The following is a 16,279-nucleotide window of genomic DNA, read 5'->3' as shown; positions in this document are numbered from 1 at the left end:
ATTAACCTGGTACTGGTGCGCGCTGTAACTCCTGCCTCGCACGGCGGAGAACACGCGTGGCTGACCTCAGAAAGACCGCGAGCAGAACGATGGCGATCAGCAGATCTGGCCATCCGGAGTCAAACAGCCATACTGCAATGCTCGCAGCAATGACTGCGAGTCCATCCCAGATGTCGTTGCGTGAACATTCCCACATCGACTCCATATTCAGATCGTCTCCTCTGACCGGGTAAAGCAGACTCAGGCAGACCAGATTTGCCACAAGGTTCAGCGCGGCTGCAATACCCATCGATTCGAAAATGGGCGTCTCCAGATCGTACAGACGCCACGCGATCTGGATTGCCACTAAGATCGCCGCGCTGAGGATCAGCATGCCCTTGAGGAACGCCACACGTGCTTTGGTCGAAGTGGACGCGCCGACCACGGCCAGACTCAGAGCGTAGGTCAAGGCATCGCCAAGATTGTCCAGCGTGCCGGAAAGCAACGATGAGGACCCGCTGTGGACCGAGCCGAGGACCATGATGAAGAACGCCACGATATTGATCAGCAGTACCCAGAGCAGTACGCGCCGATGGCGCTGCTCAAGGGCGCCAGCGTCCAGACCGTCTCCGCAGCAACCGTCGCTCATCCCCGCTTAACCCATTCCATTGGAAATCCAGCATTAGCAATGATCGCGCGGAATCAGCTGCGGGCACAAGGCAGAAGCCGTGTGGTGCAGCACAATCGGCAGCTTTCAACTGCGGATGGACAGCACCTATTTGACGGGTTCTGCCTCCTGCTGCCTGGCCGCTTCCTGCTGGTGCATTGACGAGAGCCGCTCATCAACCAGTTTTCGAAACTCCGGCCGCCAGTCCGGCCTGGTGACGTCCAGCCATTCGCGGGTGCCCCGGTTGATGAGGATTTCATCGAGCAGACGCGCAGTACCCGAAAATTCCAGCGGATCGTGTACCAGTGAAAGCTGGCGAATGTATCCACCTTGAATACCGGCAAAAATATTTCGCAGTAACATACCGAATCGGAATTTTTCTGACCCACTGAGTGCTTTGAAGCTCTTAAAGCCGCTCAACAGGAGCTGTGCGAGATCTGGATTCAATATCAGCAACTCACGAATGTGGTTTCCTGACTCCACATTGCGTTCGAATGCCGCCAGCTGGTTGGCTTCAACATTACGGGTCAGCTGTTTCGTGTTCTGGCGGATTTGCACAGCCACATACAGGAAGGAGATGAATACGGCCAGTGCGCCTGCCGCTTCGGATATCGCCCCGAGGGCTTCCCAGTTCATAGATTCTCCTTGAAAAAGTGGCCGTGAGACGACGCGATCCGAGAGATTGGTCCGTATCAGAACAGACACGGCCCCGGAAACCTACCTGTAAGAAAATATTCTGTCATTGAGGCTTGAAGTCGGCTTAAGGCACCAGGCCGACATCCCCTGAACTGCTGCCGCTTTTTGAAACTACAGGCAGTCAGTCGTTCAACAGTTTTGTATTCCTTGAGATTTCAGATTCTGATCGAAGTGGTGCAGATCGCGTTTAAGGGCCAGCCTTGCCGCCGCCCCGTTGAATTCCGCCGATCGTTCCGTCTCTGCAAACCAATGCTCTGTTCCCGGATAGTCACAGGCGCGATAGCTGCATTCGGATTTGCTGATTGCTCTTTCCATGTTCTTTCGCGCACTGGTACTGACCCAGGGATCCTGCTCAGCAAAATGTGCGAGAACACTGGACCGGCAATGCGAGAAATCGCCTGCGCGTGCAGCGTAGTAGAGGACGGTTGCCGTCACATCGTACTCCGGTCTCTGGGATAACCAGACCGCCCAGTGGCCGCCCATGGAAAACCCGACTATGCCGGTCCTGATGTTGTCAAAATCTGCAATGGAGCGAAGTGAGGCAATATCCGCGCCCAGCGTTCTGTACATCGGGGTGCGGCGAGATGACGCTCGAAGCTGCCGGGCTCTGGCTTCGGTTCTGGCGGTCTGGCCGTCAAAAAGGTCGGTCAGCCCAACGAGGTAGCCCGCATCCGCAAGATAAGAACCGTAAGTTCGGAAAGAGTCGGTCAAACCCCACCAGGAATGGATGATAAGAACTGCTCCGGATGGTGTGCCGCTGGGAATGATAGTTTCCATGAATCTGCTTCCTGTGGCCCGTCATACATGCGCCGGGATGTTTCCGAAAATATCGTGCCTTGGCGAGCGCGGCGCTGTTTCTGCCCGCAGATTCCTTCGCAGATCTCATTGTCCAATTTTATGGAGACGAACGGCCAGCGTATTTTCATCATCCGGCGCGAGAAAACGAACCCAGCGATCCGCCAATCCGTATTTTTCACGAAGCGCACGATCGATCTGCGGGTGCGGACCAGGAATCGCTGCTGCCGAATACTTCTCCAGGGTACCGTTTCTGTCCAACTCAACCGTCGAGTGTTCTTCGAACAGTCGATGCCAGCTCTCTCCCGTGCTGTGCAGCCATACGGCGCCCTCACAGTCCACCACCCAGAGCCGCCTGAAATGTCGGTCACCCGACGTATCGGTCGTCCAGAGTACGACCACCTCTCTGCCCACTTCGATCAGGGCAAGATGTGACATGGCGACGACAAGCGCGAGGCCGAGTACAACAACAATGGATTTGAGTATTGTCTTCAAACTGGAACTTTCAGATATCTTTATCCTGGTTTGTTTTCCCGAATCCGTTGCGCACCGCAAGAACAGCAGTGTCGACGCTCGAGGCATAGTGCACTCGTGGTTTTTTCAAGCCATGAGTGAGCAATACACGGCGGATGTCCCGGCTTGCTCCACTTAACCACAATGTCACTCCTCGCTTATGCGCCTTATGAGCAAGACCTTCGATCATGTTTGCCCCGGTAGAATCGAGGAAAGGAACCGCCGAGAAGTCTACAACCAGGACTTTATGGCTATCCTGGATCTGATCGAGAACCGAGCCGATCGATGCGGTCGCACCAAAGAACAGCGAGCCGGTTATGCGGTAAACAACCAGGTCAGGATTCGCGGCCAGCTCTTCGTTGTACTCGCCGCGCGGCATTGTCCTGTCCGCTTCATCACGCCCGACGAAAGGGGCATCGGTTTCGACCACCGTGGTGCGGCTCATGCGCTGAATAAACAGGACTGAGCCAAGGGCGACCCCCACGACGATGGCTTCTGCCAGGTCACGAAATATGGTCAGGAAGAAGGTTGCGCTCAGGACCGTTACTTCACCCCAGCCTGACCGCACGAGGATTGCAATTGCTGGTTTTTCGATCATGTTCCAGGCAACGACGGTCAGAACACCAGCCAGCGCTGCCAGAGGGATGTAGGCTGCAAGCGGTGCGGCGACGAACATGAACAGCAATAGAAAAACCGAGTGCAACATCCCTGCGACAGGCCCATGTGCGCCGGATCGCACATTGGTCGCCGTGCGTGCGATCGTGCCTGTCACACAGAAACCGCCGAAGATCGAACTACCGATATTGGCTGCACCCTGTGCCACCAGTTCGCAGTTCGAGCGATGCCGTCGGCCGCTCATGCCATCGGCCACAACGGCGGACAACAGCGACTCAATTGCACCCAACAGAGTGAACGACATCGCGGCTGGCAGGACGGTCACAATCCTGTCCAAGGATAGCTCAGGGAGGCTCGGGGCCGGCAGCAATGATGGGATTCCGCCGAAAGTCGTGCCAATGGTCTGCACCGGCAGATGCAGCAGGCTTGTCGCGGCAGCGGCAGTACCGACGGCGATCAGCATGCCCGGCCAGTGCGGGCGAATTTTACGCAGCCACAGGATGATCGCCACACTTGTCAGGGACACTGCGAGGGCTTCCGGGGTCACCGTCGCACGGGCCGCCCAGAGGGTCGGGATCTTCTCGAGCAATTCGCCCGGTTCCTGGCTGAGCGATAAGCCAAATATCTCCTTGATCTGGCTCGCGAAGATGATTACTGCGATACCGGCCGTAAAGCCAACGGTCACGGGGAACGGGATGAACTTGATGAAAGTACCGAGGCGAAGTAAACCTGCCGTGCTGAGCATCAGGCCCGACAGAAATGTCGCGAGGATCAAACCATCCATCCCATACTGGACCACGGTCGCCGATACCAGAACGATGAATGCGCCAGCCGGTCCACCGACCTGAAAGCGGGACCCACCAAGAAGCGAAACCAGAAACCCGCCGACGATCGCCGTATAGAGTCCCTGGGCGGGTGTCGCACCCGAGGCAATTGCGATCGCCATGGACAGCGGCAGCGCGACGATGGCGACGGTCAGTCCGGCGATAGCATCTGCCCGAAGCTGGGGCAGTCCGTAGCCCTCTCGAAGTACCGTGACTAATTTCGGGGTATAGAGTTCAGCGAAGCTTGGCGCGTCGATGTGTTGAGATTCAGCGGTCTTCATGTACAGGACTATTGCGCATAGCTTTGCTCGATGCCACTACAGGTGGCACGATACTACTCGCTGATTGAGCGGGCGTAATGGACAAAAAGAAGACACCCCCGCGGTGGAGCAACCATCGGCGCTGTGCTGTGTTTTAATTCACCCAGACAGCAGCTGCGGGAAGGGATGAAGATGAACGGAAAAATAGCGAACTCTGTGTTCTGTTGTGCCTTGCTGGCGCTGTTGTTCCTGGGAGCCTGCTCGGATCCGGCACCCGGCAGGACCACCCAGGATGGCACACCGGAACCTGCCGCCTCGGATCAGATCCAGCAGGCGGTCGGGCAGGGCACGATGCACGCCGCCGGCACGATTGCCGCCAACCCGAACCGCAGTGCCTATTTCGGCGACCTGCACGTCCACACCCGCTTTTCTTTTGATGCTTTCATCTTCGGCACGCGCACAGGCCCGGACGACGCCTACCGGTTTGCGAAAGGTGAGTCCATTCCCCATCCGGGCGGTTTCGACATGCAGCTCAGCAGGCCGCTGGATTTTCAGGCCGTAACCGATCATGCCGCCTATCTGGGCATGCTGGCGGAGATGAGTGACCCTGCAACCCGGGCCGGTCAGCATCCGGCTGCCCGCTACCTGCAGCAGGCGAAGGACGTTCCCTCCATCCGTGAGGCCTTCCAGCAGATGGGCGGATACTTCCGTGGCGATATGGATGGCAGTGATCTGCTCGATCCGGAGGTGTTCCGATCGGCCTGGAAGGCCATCGTCGAGTCGGCAGAGCGACACAATGACCCCGGATCCTTTACCACCTTCATCGGCTATGAATACACCTCCTCCGGCAGCGAGAATCAGAATCTCCACCGCAATGTGATCTTCCGGGGCAGTAAGGCGCCGCCCCTGCCGTTCAGCAGACTCGACGACACCAATCCGGAGAAGCTCTGGGCCTGGATGGACGGTCTGCGTGATGAGGGCATCGAGGCGCTGGCCATTCCCCACAACTCGAATGGTTCGAGCGGCATGATGTTCGAGCTGACAGACTGGGCCGGTGACCCGATCGACGCGGAGTATGCTGAACTGCGGATGCGCAATGAACCGCTGGTGGAGATCACCCAGGTGAAGGGGACTTCGGACACCCACCCGGCGCTCGCGCCGAACGACGAGTGGGCGAACTTCGAGATCTTCCCCTACCGGATAGCCACCACGATACCCAGCGATCCACCGGGGAGTTATGTGCGCGACGCTTATCTGCGGGGCCTCACACTGGAGGCGACGACTGGCGTAAACCCCTACCGCTTCGGCGTTGCTGGTGCCAGCGACACCCATGTGTCGGCCGGCTCGTTTGACGAGTCCAACTACTGGAGCAAGGTCGGCCTGCTCGATGCAACTGCCCCGTTACGCGGATCCGTACCCCGGACGCCGGGTGATCCGGATACCTATCTGGACGTCTACTACCGGTTCTGGAGTGCGGCGGGTCTGACCGGGGTGTGGGCCGAATCCAACACCCGGGATTCGATTTACGATGCGTTCCGGCGCAAGGAAACCTTTGCCACCAGTGGCCCGCGCATCCAGGTGCGCTTCTTCTCAGGATATGACATCGATGGGTCCAGTGACGACATCGGCGCTCTGTATGCGCATGCGACCACGATGGGTGGCGATCTGCTGGGTAAGGGTGCGCGAGCGCCGGACTTCCTGGTCTGGGCCAGTCGCGATCCGCTCGGTGTGCCGCTGCAGCGGGCCCAGATCATCAAGGGCTGGTATGAAGAAGGCGGCGCCCGGGAGGCCGTTTACGATGTCGCGTGCTCGGGCGGAGTCGCGGTCGACGCCACAAGCCATCGCTGTCCGGATAACGGGGCTTTGGTGAATCTGAGTGACTGCAGCACCAGCGCTGGTTCCGGAGCCGCCGAGCTGCGGGCTTTGTGGCAGGATCCGGATTTTGATCCCCGGCAGCAGGCCTTTTACTACGTGCGGGTTCTGGAAAACCCGACCTGCCGCTGGTCGACCTGGGACGCTTTGCGCGCCGGTGTTCCGGTGCGTCCCGATCTGCCGGCAACCCTTCAGGAGCGGGCCTGGTCTTCGCCGATCTGGTTTATACCGGGAGCGGAGGGGACGGACGGGGGTGCCGGCAACGGTGCCTGAGCGGATCCGTCCGAAGTCGCCGGGCCGGCTGTCGCCCGGGTAGCCTTCGCCTGGGTAAAGGGCACCAGATTGTCGAGAAACTGATTGAGCGACTCGTCCCAGGAGTGGGCGAGGGCGCGCGCTCTGCAGAGGGCCGGGTCGATGCCGATGGCGCCCTCGATCGCAGCGGCAAGATCCGTATCGAGATGACCTGCACCGCTGTCGGCGACGACGTCCAGCGGGCCCATTACCGGGAAAGCGGCCACGGGCACACCGCAGGCCATGGCTTCCAGCATCACCAGTCCGAGGGTGTCCGTGCGCGAAGGAAACACGAAGACGTCCGCCGCACTGTAGTGCGCCACCAGGTCTTCGCCGAATCTGGCGCCGAGAAAGTGTGCGTGGGGATAGCGGCGCTTGAGTTCTGCGAGCTGGGGTCCATCGCCGATGAGGACCTTGCTGCCGGGGGTTGTGAGTTTAAGAAAGTCTTCGAGTCCCTTCTCCACGGCAATCCGGCCGACGAAGAGCTGGATGGGCTTCGGCAGATTCAGTTCGACCGGGGGCACTGGCCGGAACAGTTCGGTGTCCACCCCGCGCACCCACTGCACCAGGTTGGAGAAGCCGTGGGATTCGAGCAGCGCGCACAAAGTCGGCGTGGAATACATGGTGGCAGCTGCACCGGCGTGAAACCTGCGTAAGCCCGCAAAGGTCCAGCGCGCGGGCAGGCCGAAGCGCACTTGGAGATAGTCGGGAAACAGGGTGTGAAACGAGGTGGTGAAGGGCAGTCCGCGCTGCTTCATTACCCGGCGCACCATGAGCCCCAGCGGACCTTCGGTGGCAATGTGCACCGCATCGGGCGCAACTTCATCGATGATTCGTGCGATCCGTGCGGGCGTGCTCAGTGCCAGCCGGATTTCCGGATAGGTGGGGCAGGGCAGGCTGCGGAACCTGTCCGGACCCAGCACCTCCACCTGGATCCCTCGAGCCGCGGCCCGATCACGGATGGTCGACAGGGCGCGTACCACACCGTTGACCTGGGGGTGCCAGGCATCTGAGATCAGCAGCAGGCGCATGCGGGTGGGTTCCCCCTGATTAACGTACCGGCGCGCATGGTAGCGCCCTCCCCGATGATCTCAAGTGCGCAGATCGAGCTCGGTGCGGGCCGCCGCATGCTCGGCTTCGTTGAAACTGAAGGTCGTGAAGAGCAGTCCACCGAGGAAATAACAGGCAGCGGGCAGCAGACCGAAGATGGCCTTGATGGCGTCCCGGGTGTCCTCGGACTGCACCATGTTCGGCTCGAAACCGGACGCCTGGAGCACCAGTCCGGTGATCAGCGCGCACAGCGAAGCCGAGCATTTGCGGATCAGGTTCCATACCGCCAGATAGGCACCTTCTTTGCGTTCTGCGGTTTTGAGTTCGTCATAGTCGATCACATCCGCCTGAATGGCCGGCTGCAGCACCGCGCCGCAGCCGGCGAGGAAGCCGGTGATGAAGGTCAGCACCCAGAACGTTATCCCAGGTGATTCGAGCAGATAGAAGCCCACAAAGGGCACAGAAGCGCACAGCAGTGCCGTGGTCCACACGCGCTGCTTGCCGAAGCGTCCGGCCAGCCACATCCAGACCGGGGTGAAAAGTACCTGGGGCAGGGCATAGGTGAGCATCACGGCCACCAGCAGGGCTTCGAGCGGGAATACGTAAGCCACCAGATAGGGCGTGAGGGTGAACACGCTCGCCAGGCCGTAGGTCTCCACGCCGAAGACCACCAGCAGCACCCGGGCATGGGGATTGCGGAACACGTCGAAGAACGACTTGAAGACGTTCGAGCTGCCGCGTCCCTGGTGCTCGGCCTTCTCCGGCAGAGCGCGGGTGGTCAGAAAAATGGTGGCCATGACGATGACACCGGCCACCAGCGAAAGATCGAAGGCAAACGCCCGCTTGTCCTCCACCATGTTCATGACCTGCAGGGTGGCCATGCCCAGCACACTGCCGATGAAGCCGATCATGTGCACATAGCCGAACAGCCGGGTGCGCTCGTGATAACCCGGCGTGAGCTCCATGCCGAGGGCGCCATGGGGAATCAGGAAGGCGGTGGATGCGGTCTCATAGACGAGCAGAGCCAGTACCATCCAGCCCACCAGCAGCGCGCCGCTGAGATCCACCGGAGGTGCCCAGATCATCACGGTGCCGATACCCACCGGCAGCGCCGAGGCGTACATCCAGATACGCCGTCGGCCGAAACGCGAGCGGGTGCGATCCGACAGGTAGCCGACCAGGGGGTCGGTCACACCGTCCCAGAGCCGCGCGGCGGCGAGCAGAGTGCCCATCACCGCCGGTGCGATCAGCAGCACGTCGGTTGCGTATTTCATGAAATACACACCGAACATGACCCCCATGATGGACAGACCGACCCGGGACAGGGTGTAGGACCAGATCACCCGCAGCGGCAGGTTCTTCGGCGGTCTGCTGCCGTGATCCTCTGGCACGGTGCTTGGGGTCGACGTCATGGGCGGATACTACAGGCTCAGGGGAAAATTTCTGCTGCGCATGACGCTTGTCCCTGCCGCGGCTACAATCCTTCCCTACAGTCTGGAGTCTGAATGATGAGCGCAGTGAAAAACACTTCCGTAGACGTGAATTCGGTACCGCTGGAAGAAATTGATGTGAGCCGGGCCGAACTGTTCCGGGACGATTCCTGGCGACCCTGGTTCGCCCGCCTGCGCAAAGAGGCCCCCGTGCACTATCTGGCGGAGAGCAGTAACGGCCCGTTCTGGTCTGTCAGCAGCCATCAGCACATCATGGACGTGGATACCAATCACACGGACTTTTCCTCCGCCCAGGGTATTTCCATCGTCGATCCGCCGAGTGAACCCATCAATGGCGTAGACCCGGAAGAGATGCGGATCGAAAACTTCATCTCCATGGATCCTCCCCAGCACGGACCCCAGCGCAACACGGTTTCCCCTTCTGTATCGCCCCGCAATCTGGCCAATCTCGAGCCGCTGATCCGCGAGCGGGTGGTGGACATCCTCGAGAATCTTCCGGTTGGCGAACGCTTCAACTGGGTCGATCGGGTCTCCATCGAGCTGACCGCGCGGATGCTGGCCACCCTGTTCGATTTCCCCTACGAAGAGCGCCGCAAGCTCGTCTACTGGTCGGACATCACCACCGCAGTACCCCAGGTGACGGGCGATGACAGCCTGGATATGGAGCAGCGCCACAAAGACCTGATGGAATGCGCGGGTGCGTTCTATCAGCTGTGGGCGCAGCGTGCGGCGGCACCACCGACTTTCGATCTTATTTCCATGCTCGCCCATGGCGAAGCGACGAAGAACATGGCTGAAAATCCGAAGCTGTTTCTCGGCACCATCCTGCTGCTCATCGTCGGCGGCAACGACACCACCCGCAACAGCATCAGCGGCGGTGTGCTGGCCCTGAATCAGTATCCGGATGAATATGACAAGCTGCGCAGGAATCCCGGTCTGATCCCGAACATGGTGTCTGAAATGATCCGCTGGCAGACGCCGGTCATTCACATGCGTCGCACGGCGCTGCGCGATGTCGAACTCGGCGGCCAGCAGATCCGTGAGGGCGACAAGGTGATCATGTGGTATCTCTCGGGCAACCGGGATGAGTCGGTGTTCGAAGATGCGGATCGATTCCTGATCGATCGACACAACGCCCGCTCCCATGTTTCCTTCGGCTACGGCATTCATCGCTGCATGGGCAACCGGCTCGCGGAAATGCAGTTGCGTATCCTCTGGGAAGAGATCGTCAAACGTTTCCAGCGTGTGGAACTGCTCGACAGTGCGGTACGCCTGCCCAACAATTTCATCCGCGGCATCAAGGACGTTCCGGTGCGCCTGCACCCCCATTGATCAGAAACGCCTGTTACAGGCCGCTGATGCTGCGTGAGTCAGGCCGATGAGCCTGATCGGCTGGTCGTGGCTGTTTCTGGTGCTCTATGTGGGCCTGATGGTGGCCATCGGACTCTATGCCCAGCGCCGTATCGCCCACGCGGATGATTTCGCGACCGCAAGAGGTTCCTACGGACCTGTTTTCCTGGCCTTTGCCTTTGCGGCCTCCACCGCGAGCGGTGCGACCTTCCTCGGCGGACCGGCCCTGTCTTACGAGTGGGGGCTGTCTGCGACCTGGAGTCACTTCCTCTATCCCATCGGTCTGTACTTCGGTGTTCTGATCAGCATGCGGCTGATCGCCACCGCCGGAAACCGCTTCGGCAACCGGTCGATCCCCGAGTATCTCGGCGATCGCTATGGCTCCGAGGGCATCCGGGTGCTGGTCTCGCTGATGTCGCTGGTGCTGCTCTTCTATCTGGCCGGGCAACTGGTGTCCGGTGTGGTCATGTTCGAGCAGATGCTGGGACTGTCACCGGGCTGGGCGCTGCTGATCACGACCCTGGTGCTGCTGTTTTATGTGGTGCTCGGGGGTGCCCACGCGGACATCCTCACCGATGGCGTGCAGGGTTTCATGATGCTGGTGCTGGCGGTGGTGGTCATCCTCATGGTCCTGTTCGGGCTCGGGATCGAAGGTGGTTTCGGTGCAGTGGTCGACAGACTGGCCGCCCAGGATGACAATCTCGTTGCCCCACTTAATCCGGGAACCCCGCTGTACCACTCCTGGTGGGCGGTGCTTGCCATCGTGCTCGCCCACATGCCGCTGGGACTGCTGCCGCACCTGGGCAACAAGCTCTGGGCACTGAAGGACACAGGCGGACAGATGCGTTTCGTGAAACTGGCCTTCGGTTTCGGTATGACACTGGCGCTGCTGGGTATCGGCGGTCTGCTTGCCCGGGCACTGTTCGGCGCGGAGCTCTACGCCGACGGTGCCAACCCGAACGAGGCGCTGCCACGGCTGTTCATCGAGCTGTTTCCCCCCTGGCTGGCCGCGCTGGTTGGCATCGGCGTCCTCTCCGCGGTGATGAGCACGGCGGACGGACTGGTGGTGTCATCCTCCCAGATCATTGCCAACGATCTTTACCGGCGCACCATAGTGCCGCGCCTGCAGACGCCGCTGAGCGAGGAGGTACTCGACCGGCGGGTGCTGAAGATCAGCCGGGCGTCGACGGTGGTGGTACTGCTCCTGACCATGGGCATGGCCTGGGCCCTGCTCGATGTGAACATCGCCCTGATTGTGTGGATCGGCAATGGCGGCATGATGGCGGCCTTTGCCGGACCGCTGGTGGTAGGCGCGCTGTGGCAGGGGGTGACCCGCAGCGGTGCCTACGCCGGACTGCTCAGCGGATTCCTGACCTTCCTGATACTGCATACCCGGATGCTCGACCCGGCATGGTTCGACCCCGGTCTCCTGCATTCCGTAGTGGCCTGGCTGTACGCCGAGGGTCCGAATCCCTACAGCTGTGCCGCCATGGGCGAACTGGTTTCGATTCTGGTGACCTTCAGCGTCTCGAAGCTCACCCGGCCGCTGCCGGCCGCCCATCTGGCCCGGCTGTTCGATCCCGCCTGAACACCGGGGTGCGGCGGGTTGGCGCTGATACCCCGGGGAATGCGACAATCGCCGCCTTCCAGGATTCCCGCGAACAACGGAGGCCGTCATGGCACGAATCAATTTCGGGGCGTTTCTCGCTCCGCACCATCCCATCGGGGAAAATCCGACCCTGCAGCTGCGTCGCGATCTGGATCTGGTGGCCCATCTGGACCGTCTGGGATTCGACGAGTTCTGGTGCGGCGAGCATCATTCGACCGGCTGGGAGACTATCGCCTCCCCCGAGCTGTTTCTCGCCGCCGCTGCGGAACGCAGTCACCGCATCCGGCTCGGCACCGGCGTGGTCTCGCTGCCCTACCACCACCCCTTCAATGTGGCCCAGCGCATCGTGCAGCTCGATCACATGACCGGCGGCCGGGTGATATTCGGCTCCGGCCCGGGGGCTCTGCCGTCGGACGCCCACACCCTGGGTATCGATCCCATGGTACAGCGGGATCGCCAGGATGAAGCCATCGGGGTGATCCGCAAGCTGTTGCGCGGCGAGGCGCGTTTCAGCCACGACAGCGACTGGTTCACCCTGCGCGATGCGCGGCTGCAGCTGCTGCCCGTACAGGAAGACCTGCCCTTCGCGGTAGCCTCCATGATCAGTCCATCGGGCATGACCCTCGCCGGAAAACACGGCACCGGTGTGCTCTCCATCGGCTCCATGTCCACCGCCGGTCTGCAGGCGCTGCCCACCCAGTGGAGTTTCGCCGAGGAAAGTGCGGCGAAACATGGCAACCGGGTCGACCGGAAAGACTGGCGTGTGGTGCTTTCCTGGCACCTTGCAGAGACCAAGGCGAAAGCCAGGGAAGAAGCCAAACACGGCCTGCTGCGCTGGCATAACGAATACACCGTGGGCACCCTGATGCGTCCGGGCGCGGTGGCCTACGACAACGCGGACGAAGCGATTGAGCAGATGTCCGGCGGTGACTCGGCAATGGCCATCATCGGCACACCGGATGAACTGATCGATACGATCCGTCGGCTGCAGACCCTCACCGGCGGTTTCGGCACCGTGATCGGCTTTGTCAACGACTGGGCTAACCCGGAAGCCACCTTCCGCAGCTGGGACATGGTTGCCCGCTACGTGATTCCGGAAGTGCGCGGCATGCTCGACGCCTACCGGGATTCACAGCGCTATGTGATCAACAACCGGGAGGTCTTCGACCGGGCCGGTGCCGCCGTGATCTCGAAGATCATGGAAAACGAACGCGCGGTGCAAGCGATGAGCGAGGAAGCCAATGCTCAGACCGCGATCCCCGCGCATCATGCGCCGAAGCTTGGCGGCAAGTCCGCGAGCTGACGTCAGGTCAATTGCCTGGGACCGCTGCCAGACCGGCCGGTCCCCGGTCCACGGCTTTACGATTTTCAAGTTTCAACCAGAAAAGGAGACCTCCATGAGCACACTCACCGCCATTTTCGATACCAGCAAAGGCACCATCAACGTCGATCTGATGCCGGACAGAGCACCGGTCACCGTGGCCAATTTCGTGAACCTGGCGCGCCGGGGTTTTTACGACGGGCTGAAGTTTCATCGGGTGATTGCGGATTTCATGATCCAGGGCGGCTGCCCCCAGGGTACCGGCACCGGTGGACCGGGATACAAATTCGAAGACGAATGTGTGAAGGAACTGCGCCACTCCGAACCGGGCAAGCTGTCGATGGCGAACGCCGGTCCCGGCACCAATGGCTCCCAGTTTTTCATCACCCATGTGGCCACGCCCTGGCTCGACGGCAAGCACACCATCTTCGGCGCGGTGCAGGGCGCGGCGGATCAGACTGTGGTGGACATGATCGCCCAGGGCGATCTGATCAACAGCATCACCATCGAAGGAGATGCGGATGCACTGCTCGCCGCACAGGCGGATCGCGTCACCGAGTGGAACAAAGTCCTGGATCGTTAGATCGGGTTCGATCCGCCTGCTCGGGTCGCAGTGACCGGGGAGGCGGCGTCGACCTCGAAGGCGGGCTTTACTACAATCGCGCGCTTTGGTTGCAATCGTTTTTAAAGGCAGATCAGAAAGATGGTGAAAATCACGCTACCCGATGGTTCGGTCAGGTCCTTCGATGGGCCGGTGACCGGTACCGACGTGGCCGCGGACATTTCGAAGTCTCTGGTCAAGGCGGCGCTCGCCATCAGGGTCGACGGGGAACTCAAGGATCTGTATTTGCCCATCGAACGCGATGCCCGGGTGGAGATCATCACCGCGAAAAGCCCGGAAGGGGTGGAGCTGCTGCGTCACGATGGTGCGCACATTCTCGCAGAGGCGGTGAAGGAACTGTTCCCGGACACCCAGGTCACCATCGGCCCGGTAATTGAAAACGGCTTCTTTTACGATTTCGCGCGGGAAGAGCGATTCACCCCGGAAGATCTCGAAACCATCGAAGCGCGCATGCGCCAGATCGTTGCCCGGGATGAGGACATCCGGCGCGAGGTCTGGAATCGGGACGAGGCGGTTGCCTTCTTCAAGAGCATCGGCGAGCACTACAAGGCTGAGATCATTGCCGGTATCCCTGCCGGTGAAGAAGTCGGTCTGTACCGCCAGGGTGAGTTTATCGATCTGTGTCGTGGACCCCACCTGCCGTCTACTGGAAAACTGGGTAAAGCGTTCAAACTGATGTCCCTTGCCGGCGCGTACTGGCGGGGTGATTCCAACAACGAGATGCTGCAGCGCATCTACGGTACCGCCTGGGCCAGCGAAGCGGACCTGAAGGATTATCTGACCCGGCTCGAGGAAGCGGAGAAACGCGACCATCGCCGGCTCGGGCGGGAGATGGATCTGTTCCATCTCCAGGAAGAAGGCCCGGGTGCGGTGTTCTGGCATCCGAAAGGCTGGACGCTGTTCCAGGCGATGATCGGCTACATGCGTGAAAAGCAGGCGCGGGCCGGGTATCAGGAAGTGAACACGCCGGAAATTCTCAACCATTCCCTCTGGTTGAAATCGGGGCACGCCGAGAAGTTCGGCGAGAACATGTACCTCACCCAGACACCGGACGAGCGCCTGTACGCGGTCAAGCCGATGAACTGCCCCGGCCACATCCAGGTCTTCAAACAGGGCATCAAGAGCTACCGGGATCTGCCGCATTACATTGCCGAGTTCGGCAAGGTGCATCGCTATGAGCCTTCCGGCGCGCTGCACGGCATCATGCGGGTGCGGGCGTTCACCCAGGACGATGCGCACATTTTCTGCACAGAGACGCAGATCGCTGAAGAATGTGTGAAGGCATCCAGACTGATTTATGAGATCTACCGCGATTTTGGTTTCGAAGATGTGGTGGTGAAATTTTCCGACCGTCCGGAACAGCGGGTGGGTTCGGATGAGGTCTGGGACCATGCCGAAGCGGCCCTGAAGGAAGCCCTGGCCCTGATGCAGGTGGAATGGACCCTCAACCCGGGCGAAGGTGCCTTCTACGGACCCAAACTCGAATTCGTGCTGCGGGATGCCATTGGTCGCGACTGGCAGTGCGGCACCGTGCAGGTCGATCTCAACATGCCCGAACGTCTCGGTGCCACCTTTGTGGATGCGGACGGGGAGCGTAAACATCCGGTGATGATCCACCGGGCGATGTTCGGTTCCCTCGAACGCTTCTGTGGCATCCTCATCGAGCACTATGCGGGGCACTTCCCCTTATGGCTGGCGCCGCTGCAGGTTGTGGTTGCGACCATCACCGAAGAGGCGGACGACTATGCCAGGTCCGTGCTCCAGGCACTGCAGGCTGCGGGCCTGCGCGCAGAACTCGATCTGCGCAATGAAAAAATCTCCTACAAGGTGCGCGAACACAGTCATGCCAAAGTGCCCGTGCTGCTGGTGGTGGGTAAACGGGAAGCAGAAGAGCAGACGGTGGCTATCCGTCGTCTTGGGGGTAAGTCGCAGGACGTGCAGGCGCTTGTCGCCACGGTCGCGGCGCTGGTGGAAGAGTCGCAGTCGCCGCTGGTCCGCAACGTTTCCTGACGGGACCCCCCCCAGCTTCGAGATGGTTCCGAGACAGGCCCGCGAGACCAGACCGCTTTAGAGGTAGCACCCAACACGCGCATCGCAGGACTCAGAGATCCCCATTAAGCGCCGCGTGACCGTTGTGAATTGCGGCCAGAAGCACGGCCAGGAATCCGGGAAGAATTTAACCGGCGTGGGTGAGGACCTGTGACCCCGGGCCGTGTAGCGAGGCCGAGTACGGCTTTTTGACTCGCGGGCTTCCCGCGAGGCAAAAAGCCACACGAGGGCACAGCGGAGCTGCCGAGCGAGGCCCGGGATCACAGGTCCTCACCCACGCCCCGATTAAACTGCTTCCGAAATACCTGGCCGAAG

Annotated in this window: 13 protein-coding genes; 6 read left to right on the top strand and 7 right to left on the bottom strand. The window is 60.7% G+C overall.

Translation table 11 applies throughout. From position 1 onward, the window contains the following. Position 1: 1 nt before the first annotated feature. The 5 genes from R3E82_09120 to R3E82_09100 all read right to left on the bottom strand — a co-directional run bounded on the left by R3E82_09120 (position 2) and on the right by R3E82_09100 (position 4,370). The gene (locus R3E82_09120) at positions 2-535 is read right to left on the bottom strand and encodes a hypothetical protein (protein ID MEZ5551034.1); all 534 of its coding nucleotides are present in this window, start codon (positions 533-535) and stop codon (positions 2-4) included. A gap of 219 nt (positions 536-754) precedes the next feature. Beyond that, positions 755-1,282: a hypothetical protein gene (locus tag R3E82_09115; protein ID MEZ5551033.1), complete on the bottom strand. Its 528-nt coding sequence runs from the start codon at positions 1,280-1,282 to the stop codon at positions 755-757. Between the two features lie 189 nt (positions 1,283-1,471). Continuing rightward, on the bottom strand, positions 1,472-2,119 hold the full coding sequence (locus R3E82_09110) for a dienelactone hydrolase family protein (GenBank protein ID MEZ5551032.1): 648 nt from the start codon (positions 2,117-2,119) through the stop codon (positions 1,472-1,474). 105 nt (positions 2,120-2,224) lie between these two features. Continuing rightward, positions 2,225-2,632: a hypothetical protein gene (locus R3E82_09105; GenBank protein MEZ5551031.1), complete on the bottom strand. Its 408-nt coding sequence runs from the start codon at positions 2,630-2,632 to the stop codon at positions 2,225-2,227. A gap of 10 nt (positions 2,633-2,642) precedes the next feature. Further along, the gene (locus R3E82_09100) at positions 2,643-4,370 is read right to left on the bottom strand and encodes a SulP family inorganic anion transporter (GenBank protein MEZ5551030.1); all 1,728 of its coding nucleotides are present in this window, start codon (positions 4,368-4,370) and stop codon (positions 2,643-2,645) included. A 171-nt stretch (positions 4,371-4,541) separates the two neighbouring features. Here R3E82_09100 and R3E82_09095 point away from each other — a divergent pair, with 171 nt between their 5' ends. After that, positions 4,542-6,494 carry a DUF3604 domain-containing protein gene (locus R3E82_09095; protein MEZ5551029.1) on the top strand — a complete coding sequence of 651 codons (1,953 nt, stop codon included), beginning with the start codon at positions 4,542-4,544 and terminating at the stop codon, positions 6,492-6,494. On the opposite strand, the gene R3E82_09090 is transcribed toward R3E82_09095, so the two are convergent. Together R3E82_09090 and R3E82_09085 are read right to left on the bottom strand one after the other, a co-directional pair. Beyond that, positions 6,413-7,543, bottom strand: a complete 1,131-nt coding sequence (locus R3E82_09090; protein MEZ5551028.1) for a glycosyltransferase family 1 protein — start codon at positions 7,541-7,543, stop codon at positions 6,413-6,415. The two genes, R3E82_09095 and R3E82_09090, sit on opposite strands and share 82 nt — an antisense overlap. A 60-nt stretch (positions 7,544-7,603) precedes the next feature. Continuing rightward, on the bottom strand, positions 7,604-8,974 hold the full coding sequence (locus R3E82_09085) for an MFS transporter (GenBank protein MEZ5551027.1): 1,371 nt from the start codon (positions 8,972-8,974) through the stop codon (positions 7,604-7,606). A gap of 105 nt (positions 8,975-9,079) precedes the next feature. Here R3E82_09085 and R3E82_09080 point away from each other — a divergent pair, with 105 nt between their 5' ends. From R3E82_09080 to thrS, 5 genes are all read left to right on the top strand, one after another. Further along, on the top strand, positions 9,080-10,345 hold the full coding sequence (locus tag R3E82_09080) for a cytochrome P450 (protein MEZ5551026.1): 1,266 nt from the start codon (positions 9,080-9,082) through the stop codon (positions 10,343-10,345). Between the two features lie 46 nt (positions 10,346-10,391). After that, positions 10,392-11,951, top strand: coding sequence for a sodium:solute symporter family protein (locus R3E82_09075; GenBank protein MEZ5551025.1), 1,560 nt, complete (start codon positions 10,392-10,394; stop codon positions 11,949-11,951). Between the two features lie 88 nt (positions 11,952-12,039). Then, positions 12,040-13,275 carry an LLM class flavin-dependent oxidoreductase gene (locus tag R3E82_09070; GenBank protein MEZ5551024.1) on the top strand — a complete coding sequence of 412 codons (1,236 nt, stop codon included), beginning with the start codon at positions 12,040-12,042 and terminating at the stop codon, positions 13,273-13,275. Between the two features lie 94 nt (positions 13,276-13,369). Then, positions 13,370-13,876, top strand: coding sequence for a peptidylprolyl isomerase (locus tag R3E82_09065; protein ID MEZ5551023.1), 507 nt, complete (start codon positions 13,370-13,372; stop codon positions 13,874-13,876). A 120-nt stretch (positions 13,877-13,996) separates the two neighbouring features. After that, a complete protein-coding gene (gene thrS / locus R3E82_09060) occupies positions 13,997-15,925 on the top strand; it encodes a threonine--tRNA ligase (GenBank protein ID MEZ5551022.1) in 1,929 nt (642 codons plus the stop codon). Positions 15,926-16,279: the final 354 nt, after the last annotated feature.

It is taken from the genome of Pseudomonadales bacterium (assembly GCA_041395945.1).
Lineage (GTDB): Bacteria > Pseudomonadota > Gammaproteobacteria > Pseudomonadales > Azotimanducaceae > SZUA-309.
The sequence above is the reverse complement of the archived record's forward strand: the minus strand, read 5'-3'. Positions and strand labels throughout refer to the sequence as shown.